Annotated in this window: 19 protein-coding genes; 7 read left to right on the top strand and 12 right to left on the bottom strand. The window is 63.4% G+C overall.

Going from position 1 to position 17,197, the window contains the following annotated elements:
* The first annotated feature begins 128 nt into the window (after positions 1 to 128).
* Both JX25_RS07260 and JX25_RS07255 read left to right on the top strand, forming a co-directional pair.
* Entirely contained in the window at positions 129 to 1,565 is a 1,437-nt protein-coding gene (locus tag JX25_RS07260) for a SulP family inorganic anion transporter (RefSeq protein ID WP_206611531.1), read from the top strand.
* Between the two features lie 47 nt (positions 1,566 to 1,612).
* Positions 1,613 to 2,686, top strand: coding sequence for an AbrB family transcriptional regulator (locus JX25_RS07255; protein WP_128254368.1), 1,074 nt, complete (start codon positions 1,613 to 1,615; stop codon positions 2,684 to 2,686).
* On the opposite strand, the gene JX25_RS07250 is transcribed toward JX25_RS07255, so the two are convergent.
* Positions 2,656 to 4,116 (bottom strand): MDR family MFS transporter, encoded by a 1,461-nt coding sequence (locus JX25_RS07250; protein WP_128254367.1) that lies wholly within the window; start codon positions 4,114 to 4,116, stop codon positions 2,656 to 2,658. The genes JX25_RS07255 and JX25_RS07250 overlap by 31 nt on opposite strands.
* Before the next feature lie 245 nt (positions 4,117 to 4,361).
* Here JX25_RS07250 and JX25_RS07245 point away from each other — a divergent pair, with 245 nt between their 5' ends.
* Both JX25_RS07245 and JX25_RS07240 read left to right on the top strand, forming a co-directional pair.
* A complete protein-coding gene (locus JX25_RS07245; protein ID WP_128254366.1) occupies positions 4,362 to 5,726 on the top strand; it encodes an aminotransferase family protein in 1,365 nt (454 codons plus the stop codon).
* Positions 5,727 to 5,754: 28 nt separating this feature from the next.
* On the top strand, positions 5,755 to 6,501 hold the full coding sequence (locus tag JX25_RS07240; RefSeq protein WP_128254365.1) for an SDR family NAD(P)-dependent oxidoreductase: 747 nt from the start codon (positions 5,755 to 5,757) through the stop codon (positions 6,499 to 6,501).
* 103 nt (positions 6,502 to 6,604) lie between these two features.
* Here the strand turns inward: JX25_RS07240 and JX25_RS07235 are convergent, their stop codons facing one another.
* Positions 6,605 to 7,174, bottom strand: a complete 570-nt coding sequence (locus JX25_RS07235) for a type 1 glutamine amidotransferase domain-containing protein (protein WP_128254364.1) — start codon at positions 7,172 to 7,174, stop codon at positions 6,605 to 6,607.
* A gap of 115 nt (positions 7,175 to 7,289) precedes the next feature.
* Here JX25_RS07235 and JX25_RS07230 point away from each other — a divergent pair, with 115 nt between their 5' ends.
* Positions 7,290 to 7,631, top strand: a complete 342-nt coding sequence (locus tag JX25_RS07230; RefSeq protein ID WP_206611530.1) for a PRC-barrel domain-containing protein — start codon at positions 7,290 to 7,292, stop codon at positions 7,629 to 7,631.
* A gap of 1 nt (position 7,632) precedes the next feature.
* Here JX25_RS07230 and JX25_RS07225 read toward each other — a convergent pair whose 3' ends face one another.
* The 7 genes from JX25_RS07225 to JX25_RS07195 form a co-directional block, all read right to left on the bottom strand.
* Positions 7,633 to 8,034, bottom strand: coding sequence for a DUF1178 family protein (locus tag JX25_RS07225; protein ID WP_128254362.1), 402 nt, complete (start codon positions 8,032 to 8,034; stop codon positions 7,633 to 7,635).
* 49 nt (positions 8,035 to 8,083) lie between these two features.
* On the bottom strand, positions 8,084 to 8,539 hold the full coding sequence (locus JX25_RS07220; protein WP_241557877.1) for an NUDIX hydrolase: 456 nt from the start codon (positions 8,537 to 8,539) through the stop codon (positions 8,084 to 8,086).
* A 220-nt stretch (positions 8,540 to 8,759) separates the two neighbouring features.
* Positions 8,760 to 9,500 (bottom strand): triose-phosphate isomerase, encoded by a 741-nt coding sequence (tpiA, locus tag JX25_RS07215; RefSeq protein ID WP_128254361.1) that lies wholly within the window; start codon positions 9,498 to 9,500, stop codon positions 8,760 to 8,762.
* 55 nt (positions 9,501 to 9,555) lie between these two features.
* On the bottom strand, positions 9,556 to 9,903 hold the full coding sequence (locus JX25_RS07210; protein WP_128254360.1) for a HesB/IscA family protein: 348 nt from the start codon (positions 9,901 to 9,903) through the stop codon (positions 9,556 to 9,558).
* Positions 9,904 to 9,956: 53 nt separating this feature from the next.
* Positions 9,957 to 10,316 (bottom strand): SUF system Fe-S cluster assembly protein, encoded by a 360-nt coding sequence (locus tag JX25_RS07205; protein WP_128254359.1) that lies wholly within the window; start codon positions 10,314 to 10,316, stop codon positions 9,957 to 9,959.
* A gap of 41 nt (positions 10,317 to 10,357) precedes the next feature.
* Positions 10,358 to 10,792, bottom strand: a complete 435-nt coding sequence (dtd, locus tag JX25_RS07200; RefSeq protein WP_128254358.1) for a D-aminoacyl-tRNA deacylase — start codon at positions 10,790 to 10,792, stop codon at positions 10,358 to 10,360.
* Positions 10,789 to 11,688, bottom strand: coding sequence for a carbohydrate kinase family protein (locus JX25_RS07195; RefSeq protein WP_128254357.1), 900 nt, complete (start codon positions 11,686 to 11,688; stop codon positions 10,789 to 10,791). The genes dtd and JX25_RS07195 overlap by 4 nt, the downstream gene beginning before the upstream one ends.
* A gap of 77 nt (positions 11,689 to 11,765) precedes the next feature.
* Here JX25_RS07195 and JX25_RS07190 point away from each other — a divergent pair, with 77 nt between their 5' ends.
* Both JX25_RS07190 and JX25_RS07185 read left to right on the top strand, forming a co-directional pair.
* A complete protein-coding gene (locus tag JX25_RS07190; RefSeq protein WP_128254356.1) occupies positions 11,766 to 12,908 on the top strand; it encodes a hypothetical protein in 1,143 nt (380 codons plus the stop codon).
* Entirely contained in the window at positions 12,905 to 13,543 is a 639-nt protein-coding gene (locus JX25_RS07185; RefSeq protein WP_128254355.1) for a calcium-binding protein, read from the top strand. Before JX25_RS07190 ends, JX25_RS07185 begins: the two co-directional genes overlap by 4 nt.
* Here JX25_RS07185 and JX25_RS07180 read toward each other — a convergent pair.
* The 3 genes from JX25_RS07180 to JX25_RS07170 all read right to left on the bottom strand — a co-directional run bounded on the left by JX25_RS07180 (position 13,540) and on the right by JX25_RS07170 (position 17,159).
* Positions 13,540 to 14,631 (bottom strand): ROK family transcriptional regulator, encoded by a 1,092-nt coding sequence (locus JX25_RS07180; RefSeq protein ID WP_241557876.1) that lies wholly within the window; start codon positions 14,629 to 14,631, stop codon positions 13,540 to 13,542. The two genes, JX25_RS07185 and JX25_RS07180, sit on opposite strands and share 4 nt — an antisense overlap.
* A gap of 181 nt (positions 14,632 to 14,812) precedes the next feature.
* Entirely contained in the window at positions 14,813 to 16,261 is a 1,449-nt protein-coding gene (locus JX25_RS07175) for a phospholipase D-like domain-containing protein (protein ID WP_206611529.1), read from the bottom strand.
* A 397-nt stretch (positions 16,262 to 16,658) separates the two neighbouring features.
* Positions 16,659 to 17,159 carry a YciE/YciF ferroxidase family protein gene (locus tag JX25_RS07170; protein WP_128254353.1) on the bottom strand — a complete coding sequence of 167 codons (501 nt, stop codon included), beginning with the start codon at positions 17,157 to 17,159 and terminating at the stop codon, positions 16,659 to 16,661.
* Positions 17,160 to 17,197 lie beyond the last annotated feature (38 nt).

Here is a 17,197-nt window from a genome sequence, read left to right as displayed (position 1 = left end):
TCCGGTCGATGGTCGCAGGAACGCCGACCCCTCGCAAGGGTAGACCGGGTAACCAGTCCGAAAGGATACGACGACCAATGACTGCAACCGTGACCGCCCCGCCCGGGGCAGAGGACTCGCCCTCGGCGATGTCCGTTCTTCGCTCGCCCTCTGCACTGACGCGCGAAACACTGGCCGGGATCGTGACCGCCCTTGCGCTGGTGCCAGAGGTGATTTCCTTCTCGTTCATCTCGGGGGTGGACCCGAAAACCGCGCTGGTCGCGTCGGTCGTGATGTGCCTGATCATGTCCGTGATCGGCGGGCGGCCCGCCATGGTGACGGCGGCCGCAGGCTCGATTGCACTGGTGATCGGCCCCATGGTGCACCGCTATGGCGTGGGATACATCCTGCCGACGATCCTGCTGGCGGGCGCGATCCAGATCGCCTTCGGCTTGGGCGGGCTGGCGCGGCTGATGCGGTTCATTCCGCGTTCGGTGATGATCGGCTTCGTGAACGCTCTTGGCATCCTGATCTTCATGGCGCAGGTACCGCATGTTCTGGGCGGATCGCCAGCCGTTTACGCGATGCTGTTGGCGACGCTGGCCATCGTGCTGGTGATGCCGCGCTTCACCACGGCGGTGCCGTCGGCACTGGTGGCCATCGTGCTGGTGACGGCCATCGCCATCTTCGGTGGCATCGCCGTTCCCAACGTGGGCGGCGAGGGGGAAATGGCCCCCGGCCTTCCGGGCCTGACCGAACTGACGGTTCCGCTGACACGTGAAACCCTTGCGATCATCTGGGCGCCCGCATTGTCGGTTGCCTTCGTGGGCCTGCTGGAATCGCTGCTGACGGCAAAGCTGGTGGACGAGATGACGGACACCCGCAGCCACAAGGGCCGCGAATCCTGGGGTCTTGGCGTCGCGAACATCGCTGCCGGCTTTTACGGCGGGATCGCGGGCTGCGCGATGATCGGGCAGACGGTGGTGAACGTGAAGATCGGGGGCGGGCGGTCGCGCGTGTCCACCTTCGTGGCCGGGCTTGTGCTTTTGCTGTTGGTGACCGTTCTGTCCGGGCTGATGGCGCAGATCCCGATGGTGGCGCTGGCGGGCGTGATGATGGTGGTGGCCGTGCAGACGATGGACTGGCACTCGGTTCGGCCGGGAACGCTGCGGCTGATGCCGCTGCCCGAAACGCTGGTGATGGTGGCGACGGTGGTGCTGACGGTGGTCACGCACAACCTTGCCATCGGCGTGGGCGGCGGGGTGCTGCTGGCGGTCATGTTCTTTGCCCGCCGCGTGGCCCACGTGATCGAGGTGCGCAGGCTTTCGGACGGTGCCCGCTACGAGGTGGAGGGACCGCTGTTCTTCGCCTCTTCCAACGATCTGTTCGAGCAGTTCCGCTATGCAGAGGATCCGCCCCGCGTGACGGTTGACCTCAGCCGTGCGCAGATTTGGGATGCGTCCACCGTTGCGGCGCTGGATTCGATCCGCACGCGGTATAGCAATCACGATACCGAAGTGTCGTTCGAAGGGCTGGACGCGCGCAGCATCGCGCTTCATGACAGGCTGACTGGCCGGCTGGGCTGACCGATGCCGCGCCCGTATTGCGGGCGCGGCCCCTCAAGGAGCATCGCATGAGCACCCGCTTTCCTCCCGCCCGCTGGCCTGCTTCGGCTCGGTGGGTGCTTCTGGTCGGGATCGCACTTGTGCTTGTGCTGCTGATGGAGATGTTCCACCTGCCGGCGGCGCTGCTTCTGGGCCCGATGTTCGCCGCCATCTTCATGGCGGTGAACGAAGCCTCGGTGCGGGTGCCGCGCCCTGCCTTCATCCTGTCGCAAAGCGTTGTGGGGCTGATGATGGCCTCCGTCCTGCCGCTGGACCTGTTCGACGAGATCGCGCGCGACTGGCCGATCTTCGTTTCGGGCGTGCTGTTCACCGTGCTGGCGGCGGCGGTGCTTGGATATTTCATGACGCGCGCCCAGCTGTTTCCGGGCACCACCGCGATCTGGGGATCATCCCCGGGCGCGGCGGCCGCCATGGTGCTGGTCTCGGAATCCTATGGCGCGGATATGCGGCTGGTGGCCTTCATGCAGTATCTGCGCGTGGCGTGCTGTGCCCTTGTTTCCACCATTCTGGCGCGGTCGCTGGGGTTGGACCCGACGGCCGTGCAGCAGGTTGACTGGTTCCCGCCGCTGGACATTGCCGGGGCGGCCATGACCCTGGGGCTGGCCGTGCTGGCTGCATTCGCCGGATCAAGATCGCGCATTCCGGGTGGGGCGCTTCTGGTTCCGCTGATGCTGGGGCTGGTGGTGAAGTTTACCGGGGTGATGCCGCTGGTGCTGCCACCGTGGCTGTTGGCGCTGTCCTATGCGGTGATCGGCTTCGGCGTGGGCCTGCGTTTCACCCATGAGGTGGTGCGCCATGCCGCCAGGACGTTTCCGCGCGTCCTTGGGTCGATCATGATCCTGATCGGGGTTTGTGCGGGATTCGGATACCTGCTGCACCTCGTGGCAGGGGTGGACCTGCTGACGGCGCTGCTGGCCACCAGCCCCGGCGGAGCCGACACGGTTGCGATCATCGCATCCTCACCTTCCATGAACATCGACCTGCCGTTCGTGATGGCAATGCAGGTGGCGCGGTTCATCTTCGTGGTGCTGACCGCGCCTGCGCTGGCACGTTACCTTTCAACCGGCGCGCGGGCAGGCTGAGCGGCGGGGATCAGTGCCGGCCGCAGAAGCAGCGCGGCCACCAGCCCGATCATAGCGATCACCATCGCGCCCAGATACACGCCGGTGAACGCCTCGGCATAGGCGGCGGCATTGTCCTGTGCCACCCGCGCCGGATCCAGCAAGGATGACAGGATCGCGCCATAGACCGAGATGGCAAGCGCCGCCCCGCCCATCCGCATCAGCGTCACCGCCCCCGTGGCCGCCCCGACATCGCGCCGCGGGGCCGAGAACTGAACCCCGATGATCGGTGCCTGCTGGCCAAGGCCGATCGCCAGCCCCTGCACCAGCAGCACCCCCGCGATGGCTGCAAGCGGCGTGTCCGGCCCCATGCGCGACAAAAGGAACAGCGTCGCGACGCTTAGGCAAAGGCCCGTCACCAGAAGCGGCTTGTAGCGGCCGGTGCGGGCGATGATGCGCCCTGCGGTCAGCGATCCTGCCGCGATGCCACCCGTGACGGCGATAAAGAACAGGCCGGCATGGGCGGGCGAAAGCCCCGTTGTCATCTGCAGGAACAGCGCATGGAAGTTGACCATGCCGATGGCGATCCCGCCCGAGGTGAGCGAGACGATCAGCAGAAGCGGAAAGACCGGATCGCGGAACAGGCCCAGCGGCATGATCGGCTCGGGTGCGCGGCGTTCGATGCGGATCCACAGGCAGACGGCCAGAATCGCAACGGCCGGCAGCACAAGCGCAGGCGGCGAAAGCATCGATCTGAAGATCTGGGCGCTGTCGGCCCACAGCACGGTGGCGGCGATGGCAAGCGCCAGAAGCAGCGCGCCCGCCCAATCGATCTTGGGGCGGCGGCCCGGGCGGGTCAGTGGCAGCATCAGGTAAAGGCCCGTCAGGGCGATGGCTGCGATGGGCACGTTCACCAGAAAGATCGACCGCCAGCCCAGCGTCGTGCTGAGGATGCCGCCGATGGTCGGCCCGATGCTGCCCGATGCCATCAGCACGAGGCTGGAAAAGCTCTGGTATTTCGCCCGCTCCCTCGGCTCGAACAGGTCCGAATTGATGGCGAAGATCGAGACCATGATGCCGCCGCCGCCAAGCCCCTGGAACACCCGCGCGGCGATAAGCTGGTTCATCGACCCTGCAAGACCGGAGGCGAGCGAGCCGAGCGTGAAAAGTGACACCGCCGCCATGATCACGTATTTGCGCCCGAACAGATCGCCCAGCTTGCCATAGATCGGCATCACCGCGCTTGTGGCCAGCAGATAGGCCGAGCCGATCCAGCTGAACCGGTCCATCGCGCCGAACTCGGCCACGATGGTTGGAAGGGCGGTGGAAACGATCTGGTTGTCCAGCGTTGCCATGAACATGGACAGCATCAGGAAGGCGAAGATCGCGCGGCGTCGTGCCGGTGTCAGGCCCATGCCATAAGCGACATCGGCGGAAGCGGCAGAAGACATGGGCACCTCATTTTCTTGCGCACTGAGTGGGTGAAGGGGCGGGTCCTGTCAACCGCAGGGAGGTAGAGGGGGCAAAACTGGTGCCGTCAGCGTCCTTGATGCGCACGCTGTCCAGTTCCTGTGCAGCTGCGGGTCAATCCGCGCCGCCTGCAAGAAATGTCGGGCGGATCGCGGCAAGCGGCTTGCCAAGGCGGGGGTGCCCCTGTTGGATGCGCCAATAGCTTTGCGCAGTCAGGATGGCCCGCATGACTCCTAACGATCTGTTCCACGTCATTGAAGCCGATCGCGCGCATGTGTGGCACCACCTGACCCAGCACAAGATGTTCGAAACGTCCGATCCGCGGATCATCGTTGAAGGCAAGGGCGTGCATGTCTGGGATGCGGCGGGGCGCAGGTTCCTTGATGCGGTTTCGGGCGGGGTGTGGACGGTGAATGTCGGCTATGGCCGCACCAGCATCGCTGATGCGGTGCGCGACCAGCTTGTGCGCCTGCCTTATTTCGCGGGGGCGGCGGGGTCGGTTCCTGGCGCGCTTTTCGCGCAGCGTCTTCTGGAAAAGATGCCGGGGCTGTCGCGGGTCTATTATTCGAACTCCGGCTCGGAAGCGAACGAGAAGGTGTTCAAGATGGTGCGCCAGATTTCGGCCACGCATCACGGCGGCGGAAAGTCGAAGATACTGTTCCGCGAGCGCGATTATCACGGCACGACGCTGGGAACGCTGGCGGCTTGTGGGCAGCCCGAACGTGCCGCGCTTTACGGCCCGCTTCCCGAAGGGTTCGTGCAGGTGCCGCATTGCCTTGAATATCGTGCGCAATGGGAGGGGCCCGATTACGGGAGCCGGGCCGCCGATGCGATTGAAGAGGTGATCCTGCGCGAAGGGCCGGACACCATCGGCCTTTTATGTCTGGAGCCTGTGACGGCTGGCGGCGGCGTGATCACCCCACCCGAAGGATACTGGCCGCGCGTGCAGGAGATCTGCCGCAAGTACGACATCCTGCTGCATATTGACGAAGTGGTTTGCGGTCTTGGAAGGACCGGCAAATGGTTCGGATACCAGAACTATGGCGTGCAGCCCGATTTCGTGACGCTCGCGAAGGGGCTTGCCTCGGGCTATGCGGCGATTTCCTGCACCGTCACAACCGAGGCGGTGTTCGAAAGGTTCAAGGACGCAGCCGATCCGATGGCGCTGTTCCGCGACATTTCCACCTTCGGGGGCTGCACATCCGGCCCTGCTGCCGCGCTGGAAAACATGCGCATCATCGAGGAGGAGGGGCTGCTGGACAACACGCGGCGCATGGGTGCCCGATTGGCCGCGAACCTGCGTGCGTTGATGGACCGGCACGAGGTGATCGGCGATGTGCGCGGCATCGGCCTGTTCCAAGGCGCCGAACTGGTTGCGGACCGGCGCACCAAACAGCCGGTGGAGGAACGCCTTGCGCAGCGGGTCGTGGCGGAATGCGCCGCCGAAGGGGTGATCATCGGCGTCACCAACCGTTCCCTTCCCGGAATGAACAACACGCTGTGCCTCAGCCCGCCGCTGATCGTAACGGCTGGCGATATCGACACCATCACAGATGCCATCGACACCGCGTTGACGCGCGTGTTCGGATGACGCCGCATCGACAGAAGGAGCCTTTGTCATGAAAACCGTCCTCATTACCGGCGCGACAGCCGGCTTTGGCCGCGAAACCGCGCGTCGTTTCATCGCGGGTGGCTGGAAGGTCGTGGGCACCGGGCGCCGCGCCGAACGGCTGGAGGAGTTGCGGGCAGAACTGGGCGACACCTTCTGCCCGCTGGCTTTTGACATCAGCGATGTGGCAGCGATGCAGGCGGCCATTGCCGCGCTGCCCGACGGGTTCGGCGGGATCGACCTGCTGATCAACAATGCGGGGCTTGCGCTGGGCACCAAGGCCGCACCCGATATCGATCTGGCAGACTGGATGACCATGATCGATACCAACGTTAAGGGCTTGGTGGCGATCACGCAGGCCCTTCTGCCGGTTCTGATCGAACGCAAGGGCGGGATCATCAACCTGTCCTCCATCGCGGGGAACTGGCCGTATATGGGTGGCAATGTTTATGGCGCGACGAAAGCCTTCGTGCGGCAGTTCAGCCTGAACCTGCGGGCGGATCTGCATGGCACCGGGGTGCGTGTGACGTCGCTGGAACCGGGAATGGCAACCAGTGAATTCACGATGGTGCGCACCAAGGGCAACACCGAGGCGCATGAAAAGCTGTATTCCGGTACCGAACCGCTTACGCCCGAAGATCTGGCTGAAACGATGTGGTGGATCGGAACACTGCCCGCGCATGTGAACGTGAACGCGTTGGAGCTTATGCCGACAAGCCAGTCGTTCGCAGGACTGAAGGTGCATTACGAAAGCTGACGAGAAAGGGGTGCCGGTTTGTCCGGCACCCCATGCGTTCAAAGTACGAAAATCAGGATCAGCACGACCACCGCCGCCGCTGCAAGAATTGCCCCGCCACGCATCAGGCGCTGCGCCCCATGTCGGCATGTTTACCCTCGGCCACTTCTTCGACCAGCTTGGCGCAGAAGGCGGGAAGATCATCGGGGTTCCGGCTGGTGACAAGGCCGCTGTCCACGACGACTTCCTTATCCTCCCAAGTGCCGCCCGCATTGCGGATATCGGTCTGCAGCGACGGGAACGAGGTGAGGGTGCGGCCCTTCACGACGTCGGCCTCCACCAGAAGCCAAGGGCCGTGGCAGATGGCGGCAACGGGTTTTTCCTGTTCGACGAAATGGCGCACGAAAGCGACAGCATCCTTGTCGGCGCGCAGATGATCGGCCCCCACGGTACCGCCGGGGATTACGACCGCGTCGAACCGCGTTGCGTCGGCTTCGGCGAAGGTGGTATCCACCTCGTGCTTGCCGGCCGGTTCCAGATCGCCGTTCACGGCCTGTGCCGCTTCAGCCTTTTCGCTGATGACGGTGACCTTGGCGCCTGCGTTTTCCAGCGCCTCTTTCGGCTTCAGGAACTCCACCTCTTCGGTGCCGCTGTTCGCGATCAGGATAGCGACAGATTTACCGTCGAGTTTCATGAGATTCTCCTTTTGCACTTGCGATGCCACAACGTAGGCGCCCTGCGAATGTTCCGTCGCCGGAACTTGGGTTCTGCCTCTGCGTTCATCTTTGCATCTCGCAATGGAGGCGATCATGGCCAGCAGTACGATTTCGACACGCGATGTGGACGGCACGCCGGTTTATAGCCCGGCGGGCGATCATCTGGGGCATATCGACCATCTGATGATCGACAAGGTTTCAGGTAAGGTTGCCTATGCCGTCATGGCATTCGGCGGCTTCCTTGGCATGGGGGAAGCGCATCATCCGGTGCCGTGGCCGAAGCTGCGCTTCGACACGGCGCTTAACGGATATGTCACCGATATCACGAAAGACCAGCTTGAGGGGGCGCCCGAACGTCCGGATGACTGGCAGGACAACCGCGACTGGGCCACGACCTTCTACGGCCATTACGGCGTGGCGCCTTACTGGCTGTAGGTCAGTTCGTGTTGCGGCGCGGCATGAAGGGCAGGGGCGCGACGGGGATACCATCCTTCAGAAGCTGACGCGCCTCGTCCAGGCGGGCGATGCCGTGGATTGCGCGGGCGGGGACATCCCCCTCGTGCATCCGGCGCGCTTCGGTCACGAAGTTCATGCCGACATCGTCTGAATTGGCTTCCACCTGCCTGCGCAATTCTGCCAGCGCCTTTTCGCGATCCATCGCGGGATCTGTCAAAGCATGCTTCACCGCCGGGGCCATCAGCGCCTTGTCGATGGAGGCGTCACCGCAATCGGGGCACGAAACATGCCGCGCAGCCTTCAGCGCATCGAAAGCGGCAGCCGACTGGAACCAGCTTTCGAAGGCGTGGCCGCGTGAACATTTAAGCGCATAGCGGATCATCTTGCCCCCTTCAACAGCGCTGCCCGATTTAAGCAGATCAGCGCCGAGATCAAGCGTCCTTCACCGCAAAGGTGCGAAGCAGCTTCGCAAGATCCGGTTCATCCACCAAGGCGGCCGCCTTTTCGGGGGAAAACCACTTCCGGCGGCGCTGCTTGTGTTCAGGATAGCGTTTCGCCACGCTGGTCACCTTCAGCGGATAAACTTCCACTTCGCAGGGGATTGCCAACTGGCTGGAGGTGCGCCGCGAGACGACTTTGTCGTAGCGGTATCGCCCGGCCATCTGACCAAGCTCTCCGGTCACGCCCGCTTCCTCCCACGCTTCAAGAGCGGCGGCGGACGCATCGTCGCGATCCTCCATCCTCCAGCCTTTCGGCAGCACCCAGCGTCCGGTTTCGCGGCTTGTGATCAGCAGGATCTTGGGCTGCCCGTTCTTCAAGCGCCAGCACAGCGCGCCCAGCTGGGTCCGCACTGCGATATCCATCAACTTGATGGTGTCCTGCTTCACGTTTGAAGGCCCCCCTGGTCAAGACATCCCATTTGGTCAGGATGATTTAGATGGCCCTTCAAATGGTGGCATCAAGGGTTTAAAAACCGTTAAACCTACAACATCTTGCAGTGATGCCGCTTTTTTTTCCGCCTTTGGCCGGCCCTGATGCAAGCACCGGCATCCTGTTCGCGGATGCCGGCACGATGGTCGGAACGTGGCCTTGCGCGAAGGGCAGGCTTCAGGAAGCAGCTTCCAGCGCAGCGATGATCCCTGCGAAATCGTCTGCCTTCAAGCTTGCCCCACCGACCAGTGCACCATTCACGTTATGCAGCGCGAAAATCTCGGCCGCGTTGGATGGTTTTACCGACCCGCCGTAAAGCAGCCGGATCTGGCCTGTTCCCAAGCGATCCGACAGGCGGGCGCGCAGGGCGTCGTGAACTTCGGAAATTTGGTCGGGGGTGGGGGTGCGTCCGGTCCCGATGGCCCAGACAGGTTCATAGGCCACTACCAGCCGTGCTGCATCGACATCATCGGGAAGGGAGCTGTCGATCTGCCCGCCGATCACCTCCAGCGCGCGGCCTGCGTCGCGTTCTGCCTCGGTCTCTCCGACGCAGAGGATGGTCGTCAGGCCTGCAGCCTGTGCTGCCGTGATCTTCTCCGCAACCTGCGCATCCGTTTCACCATGGTTCGCGCGGCGTTCGGAATGGCCAAGGATGACATGGCTTGCACCCGCATCCACCAGCATCGCAGCCGAAATGTCACCCGTATGCGCCCCGCTGCCCGCCGCGTGGCAATCCTGCCCGCCGATCTTCAGCACCGTGCCTTCTGCCAGCGCCGCCATGCGCGACAGCAGCGTTGCGGGCGGACAGATCAGGATGTCACATTCGGGGGAGGGGGCGGCGTCCAGAAGCGCCTTGATTTCGGACAGGCTTTCACCTGTCCCGTTCATCTTCCAGTTACCGGCAGCCAGTCCGCGCATCGTTCCTCCTTCGCTTTGCAAACGAAGCTAGGGCATTGCGGGTGAACGGGAAACCTTAATCGCGGAACTTGACCGATTCACCGCAGCCGCAAGCGTCCACAACATTCGGGTTGCGGAACTTGAAACCCGATTCCAGCAGCGTGGTTTCATAATCGATTTCAGTCCCGAACAGGAACATCTGGGCCATTGGCGCGATCATCACGCGTGCACCATCCTGTTCCACCAGTTCATCCATCGGATTCACGTCATCGACGTAATCCATGGTGTATTCCATGCCCGCACAGCCGCCTTTCTTGACGCCGATACGCAGCCCCGCCGAACCTTGCTTCGACATCAGTCGTGCGATCTGCTTCGCCGCGGCGGGCGTGATGGAGACGGCTTGTTTTCCGGGGATCGAGAACATGGGACTTCCTTTCGCAGTTCAGATGGGGCGGCGCGCGCCGCCCCGCAAGGGGGTCACATGAAGCCAAGTTCCAGGCGCGCCTCGTCCGACATCATCTCCATCCCCCAGGGCGGATCGAAGGTCATGCCGACATCGACCTGCTTCACGCCCGGCAGGGGTTCGACCGCATCGGCCACCCAGCCTGGCATGTCACCCGCCACGGGGCAACCCGGGGCCGTCAGCGTCATCAGGATCTGGACCTCGTTCGCCTCGTTGATCTCGATCGTGTAGATCAGGCCGAGGTCGAAGATGTTCACCGGAATCTCGGGATCATAAACGGTGCGGCAGGCATCCACGACTGCTTCGTAAAGCGGATGTTCGGTCGTGGAGGGCTTGATCAGCGGGGCGCCTTCGGCAGGGGTTGTATCGGTCATTGGGGGGATCCTTGTTTGTTGCAGATATAAGGACGCCGCCCCTATGCCTCAACCCAGATCGTGACGGGACCGGCGTTTACAAGCGCGACCTGCATATCCGCCCCGAATCGTCCCGTCTGGACAGGAACATCCCGGGCCATGGCGGCTGCGAAATGGTCGTAAAGCCTGCGCCCATCTTCGGGCGGGGCGGCGGCAGAAAAACCGGGACGGTTGCCCCTCGTGGTATCTGCCGCAAGCGTGAACTGGCTGACAACCAGCGCCGCGCCGCCCGTATCCTTCAACGACCGGTTCATCTTGCCGTCATCGTCGCGAAATATGCGCAGCTTGCCGATGCGGTTCGCCAGCGCCTCGGCATTGGCTTCGGTATCACCATGCACCGCGCAGACAAGGATCAGCAGGCCTGGCCCGATCTGGCCGATCACCTCGCCCTCCACCGTGACGGAGGCTTCGGAAACGCGTTGCAGAAGCGCCTTCACAGCTCGTGCCTCCAGGGCGGGTTGGCACCGGGGCGTGACACGGTGATGGCGGCGGCGCGGGTGCCAAGGTACAGCGCATCGTCCAGAAGATCGTCGGGCCACGCGGCCCCTTTCACCAATGCACCCGCACGGTGCAGCGCGGCCAGAACGCCGGCGTTGAACGTATCACCCGCGCCAACCGTGTCTGCCACCGTCACCTTGGGTGCTGCGACAAAGCGTTCCTGCGTTGCCGTCAGCGCCCGCGCGCCCTTTGCGCCTTCGGTCAGCAGCACCAGTTTCGGACCCTTGGCCAGCAGCCCCTTTGCCAGATCCACCGGATCGCCCGCACCCTCCAGCCAGCGCAGATCCTCGTCCGAGATTTTCAGGATGTCGGCTTGTGCGATCATCCGCCCGATCCGCTGGCGATACCGGTGGGGGTTCGTGATGAAGCCGGGGCGGATATTGGGGTCCAGCATGGTGACGCGGCTGCCCGCCTCCCGCGCCATCAGCGCGGCATAGGTGTCTGCCGCAGGCTCGCTGACAAGGGAGATGCCGCCGAAGAACAGCGCCTGCACATCCGCAGGAATGGCGGGAAGGTCATCCACCGCCAGCATGCGGCCCGCCGTGTTTTCATCATAGAAGGCATAGCTTGCCTGCCCGTCGGTCAGCGTGACGAAGGCCAGCGTCGTGGGGCGATCCGATCGGGCGCAGAACGCGGTATCGACCTTCGACGCCTCCAGCGCCCGGGCAAGGCGGGTGCCAAACAGATCGTTGGACAGGCCCGAAAAAAAAGCGGCAGGCGCCTCCAGCCGTCCAAGGGCGATGGCCGTGTTGAAAACTGCCCCGCCCGCATGGGGCATGAATCCGTCCCCTTCGGGCAGCATGTCGATCAAAGCCTCGCCGCAGCACAGGATCATGTGAACCCCCTCCCATCTTGCGGTGGCCAAGCTATCTGCCCGCATGGCACACCGCAATGGCACGAAGGGGTATGTGGATGGCGCTTCACATGATCAATCCGCAGATCCTTGGGAATTTCGATCCCGGCCAGCAGGCACGGGTGAAGGCAGGACAGAAGCTGACGCGGATCTGGCAGGGTGAGGCGCAGCAGATTCCCGCCAACATGCGCGGCAACCCGCGCGGATTTGCCCGTGGCCTGGCCGAGGGGTTGCCGGGCCTTCGCCGCCTGCGGATGGCATTCAACATCTTCAGCTTCAATGCCGATGGCAGCTTCCATCCGGAGATGGAGGGTTTTCTAGACGAAGCCTGCAAGGCAGGGTTCGAAATTCACTGGGTGCTGGCTGACGGCCCCAGTCAGGAAAGCGGCACGGGGCTGGAGGCGCACTGGGCGTCCTCCTACTCTGCCATGGAAACGCAGCAGGACTGGCTGAACCTGATGCCCGTGCTGCGCCAGCGTCACGCTGCGGCGTGGGATGCGCTGCTGGGCTGGCTGGACATGCGGCCGGACATCCGCACCTGCAGCTTTGAAGCGATCAACGAGGCCGCCAGCTATGATCGCGCGGCCGATTGTTTTCCGCGCCTGCGCTCCCGCTTCGTGGAAGAATATGTCGAAGCGGTTCTGGCCATCCATGACCGCATCGCCGCAAGGTGGGCCGACCGAGATTTCTATGTCGGTGGCTGGGCCTATAGCGCCGATTTTCACACGCTGGCGGATGTGCAGCTTCCCTCGGGTGGCACGGCGTTGACGCGATTCCGCGACAGGATCGGGGAAAGGCTGGTGTGGTCGGCGCATTTCTATCCCCAATGGGGCCCGAATGTCGGCACGGTCGAGGATTACGAGGCGGTGCTTGATCGCCGCTTCGCCGCGATCCTTGGTGACCGCGTGGTGCTGACCGAGTTCAACGTCCAGAACGGCAGGGTGAACGATCCGCGCGTGGCCGATGACAAGGATCGCGCCCATTTCATGATCGCCCGCTGCGGGCGCTGGTTCCACCGGCACGATATCGGGATCGGCTGGTGGGCGGCGGCGAATTATGCCGCAGGTTTCCTGATAATGGTGCGCGGCAATGGCGGGCTCCGCCAGCGGCACCAGAACACGTTTGGGGCGGCGTATGGTCTTTACGCCTATGGCATCCAGACTGGCTGTTCACCGGCCCCGACAGCGGCGAAAGCCCCGTGAAGGTGACCGGCATCGACAAGGCCAGCAATGCGGAAAGCGATTGGGATGACGATCCGGACCCGCTGGATGACGTGAAGGCCTATGGTCTCGGGTTCGGGGGCCGGAGGCTGTGCATCCTGCGCGCAGACGATGCGGCCAACAACTTCCTTTACGGTGGCGATGGCCATAACATCCTGCTGGGCGGCCCGATGGATGACCACCTGATGACGGGCCGTGGCGGCGGCGTGATCCGCACGGGCGAGGGGAACAACATCGTCACCACAAATGGCGGCAATACCCGTATCTTTTGCGGGGAAGGTTATTCACTCGTCTCGGTCTTTGTCGGCAGATCGACCGTCATCTGCGATCCGGGTGGGCATACATGGATTTTCGGCTTTGATCCGGCAAAGGGCGACAGGATCAGCTTTCAGGGCGCCTTCGATGGGCCGGAAGCGCTGCGTAGGGCCATTTCCGTCGAACCCGCGGAGGCCAGCTTGAAGGGGGAGGAGAACCTGATCATCGCGCTTCCGGGCGAGGGGGAGGTGATCCTGCAGGGATGCGGGCCGCTGGCGGATGCCTTGGCTGATCATGTTCCCGATTTTACCGAGGGCTGGTATGGCCGCGGCTGGCAAGAACCGCCGGATGGTAGCCCCTAAAGCGCGCAGACACGCAGCGGAAGGGCGGCCGCACCAAGGGCAGAGGCGTTCACGCCCAGCTCCGATACCAGCAGCCGTGGCGCAGGACGGGGAACGCCGTATCGCGATCCGTGGTGGATCGTTGCCCTCTTGATCAGCCGCGAGGCAAGGGCGGGCGGTATCTGCCCCCCAAGGACGATCGCCTGAGGGTCAAAGACCGACCAAAGCACCGCGACCAGCCGGTTGAAGGCAGGCATGACCTGATCCACCCATTGATCGACACCCGGCCAATCGGGATCGAAATCGCGTGCCAGATCGCCGACATGGGAGGGACCGACACCGTTTTTGCGCAGGAGTGCGACAAGGGACTGAAGGATGGGGCGGTTGTCCAGCTCCTCGGGGCCAAAGATGCCCGAAAGTTCTCCAGCATTGTTGTTGCCGCCGCGCCAGAGTTCTCCGTTCTGGATCAGCCCGCCGCCCAGCCCGTAATTGAATGACATATAGGCGAAGGTGGGGTGGATCTTGCCGGCCCCCAGCATCGCTTCGCCCACCGCGCTGGTGTTTGCGCCATTCTCCACCCAAACCGGGCGGTTGAAATGCTGGGACAGCAAGGGGCCAAGTTCGATCAGCGCCCAGTCCTTCAGCGGCAGCGGGCTGTTGAAGCGCGTACCGCCCACCCAATAGCCGGCGATCCCGAAACCGATGCCAAGGCAGGCTTCGGGATCGATGTCATGTTCTGCAGTAAGCTCCCCTATCCGTGAGGTCAGGCGATCCAGCACCACCTTCCGGGGGACGCCTTGAAGCCTGTGCTGTTCCTGAACCAGCGGCTTGCCCGAGAAATCCATAAGCGCGATGCCCAGATCATCCGTGTTCAGCGAAACGCCCCAGCTGTGGGCAAAGCAGGGAAGCAGCGTCAGCGTCGGGCTGGGCTGGCCGCGCCCCGCTGCAGGATGCGGAGGGCCAAGCCTGATCATGCCGCGCAGAACCAGTTGATCCACGATGCGATGAAGCGATTGCTGCGTCAGGTCCAGCCGGCTTGTGAGCTCGGACCGCGACAGGCCAGGATCCGCCCATAACGCCCGCAGAACCTGCCGTTCGTTGGCGGACACGACCGGGCCGCCAGCACTCCGTAAAAAACGGCAGTCAAGCAGGGTAAGGGGATTGTAAGACATGTCAGACATTTAGTCGGCTATGAAAAATTTGCGCGAAGTAATCTACTGCAAAGCGCGCGAAATCCTCCGTGGATGCCGAAAAGTCACAATGTGGGTTCCGGGCGGCCGATTATTTCCCCTAGGGCCGGCGCAGCCGGTTGCGGAACAGGCCGCGACGGCTTGGCCTTTCGAAAATTTCGTCCGGGCCGTCCGGATCCAGGATCTCGTTATCGGCCAGCCATTCCTCGATCGAGGTGAGGTCGGGGGTTTCGTATGGCACCAATGATCGGCCCGGTCCGCGCAATGCCTCGATCGCACCCAGAAGAGAGCCGTGGGTGTCGATGGCACGGGCGACATCTTCGGGCGTGCTGTCCAGATGTTCAGCCATCAGGCCAAGACGGAGATCGCGGATGGCCAGATGCATCTGGCCCGTTTCATCCTGCGCGGCATCCACCGCCACATCGCATTCGCTGTCCAGCCGCATGGAGCGGTTGTTGAAGTTCGACGAGCCGATGCGCAAAAGCCGGTCGTCCACGATCATCGTCTTGGCATGGACATAGATCGGGTTTTCCTGCGCCGTGACCGGGTGGTAGATGCCGAAGCGCCCGTTCGGGCAGTGCCGGCGCAGCGATTCCACCAGCCGCGCGCGTGCGGTATCCATTGCCAGCGGCTCCAGCGTTCCGTCGGCGCTGACGGGGTTCACGATCACGATCTCGGGGCCGTCCGGTTCCTCAAGCCGCTTCGCGATGGCCGCGGCAATGCGGCGGGACGCGAAATACTGGCTTTCGGCATAAATGAACCGCTTTGCCGCTGCGATCAGGTCCAGATAAAGCGTTTCGATTTCCCGGATGGGCTTCTGATCCTGCATCTCGGGGCGGCTGCGGGCAACGGCCACGCGCACGTTCTTCAGCATCGGCTTGATGCTGCTTGGCCACTCGGCCCGCCCGCCCGTCACGGCGGGCAGCCCCTCGCCGGTGGCGCGCTTCCACCGGTCGCGGCACACATCAGCCAGAACCCGCGCCGCCTTCCCATCGCAGATGCTGGTTGCATCGTGCCAGGGCCCAAGCTTGCGCCCCGACGGGGTTACCCGGGCCGGTTCGTCATCGCGGTGGGCGCGGGTGTCCCAGCGCTTCAGCGTCATGTCGATGCCGCCGCAGAAGGCGATGCGATCATCGATCACCAGCAGCTTCTGGTGGTGCGATCCGGCGGGCGGGTGGATGCCGTCCAGCCGCGCCGTGATGCGCTTGTGCGCCTTCCAGCGCAGCAGGTAATAAGCGTTGTTGCCGCGCAGCCAGTTGCGCAGCATGCCCGAATTCCATTGAAGCAGCCGGATTTCCAAATCCGGCCGACGGTCGGCCAGCCAAAGGACGAAAGTGCCCAGCCGCCTCGGGGCCCCGTCATTCACATCCGGGGAACCGAAGCGGATACGGGCATCGAAGTCCCAGCCGATCATCATGATGCTTTTTTCGGCCCGCTGCATCGCGATGCGGGCGGCGTCGAAGTAATCGGCAGCATCGACGATGACCGAGAAACGCTCGGCCTCTGCGATTTGCCAGCAGTTGCGGTCGGGTTGCAGGATCTCAGACATCATGAATCGCAAGGAAGGGCAGCCCATGCAGATGTGGTGAAACCCTGCGAAGTCAATAAACTGGCGTTCTTCAGCCGCCGAAGGTGAAGCGCAGGCCAAGCCGGTGTTCAGGACGGTGCCGAAGTTCAGGTCGGTGCTGTCCTCTTCGCCCGAAGCTCTTTCACGCCGTTGTTGACGATGACAGCGTCGCCGGCCGTGTTGATCGCATCATCCACCTTAGGTGTCTCGCCTCTGGTATAGATGCTTTGCGTATTTGCCTGAGCCGCCATTGCGAGCATGACGGCGGCTCGGGAAGCCAGAACGGCGACGTTAGTGGGCAGGAGCCTCGTGACCTCATGCCTCCCGCCTCAAGGCGGGAGGCATGGCAGCGGCGTAAGGTATCCGCCCCTGATGGCAATCAGGGCGCGTGGTTCAGGCGCTGTTCGGCCAATTCGGTCAGCTTGCGGTCGGTGGCCTCTTCCTCGGCTAGCGTCGCTTGCAGAAGTGGAACGATCTCGGTTCGTCCAAGCTCTTTCGCCCAGGCGATCAGCGTGCCGTAGCGCGTGATCTCGTAATGCTCCACCGCCTGTGCCGAGGCGGCAAGCGCGGCGTCCAGAACGCGCGGATCTTCGACCTCGCCGGCGATTTCGTTGGCTTCCTTGATGATGCCATCGATGGCGGGGCAGGTCACGGCCTTGGCATCCTTGCCCAGCAGGCGGAACACCTCGTCCAGACGTTCGATCTGGCGGTTGGTTTCCTCAAGATGCACCTCGAAGCCGCGCTTCAGTTCAGGCGCGGTGGCCTTGCTGATCATCTTGGGCAGCGCCTTAGTGATCTGGTTTTCCGCGTAATAGACGTCCTGCAGCTGGTGCAGGAACAGATCGTCCATGGTTTTGATGTCATGGGTAAACAGGCCCATAGTCATTCCTCCATTGGTTTCGCACACCAACGGGTGGG

The organism is Falsirhodobacter deserti (assembly GCF_004015795.1).
Taxonomy (GTDB): domain Bacteria; phylum Pseudomonadota; class Alphaproteobacteria; order Rhodobacterales; family Rhodobacteraceae; genus Falsirhodobacter; species Falsirhodobacter deserti.
This window is presented reverse-complemented; position numbering and strand designations above follow the sequence as displayed.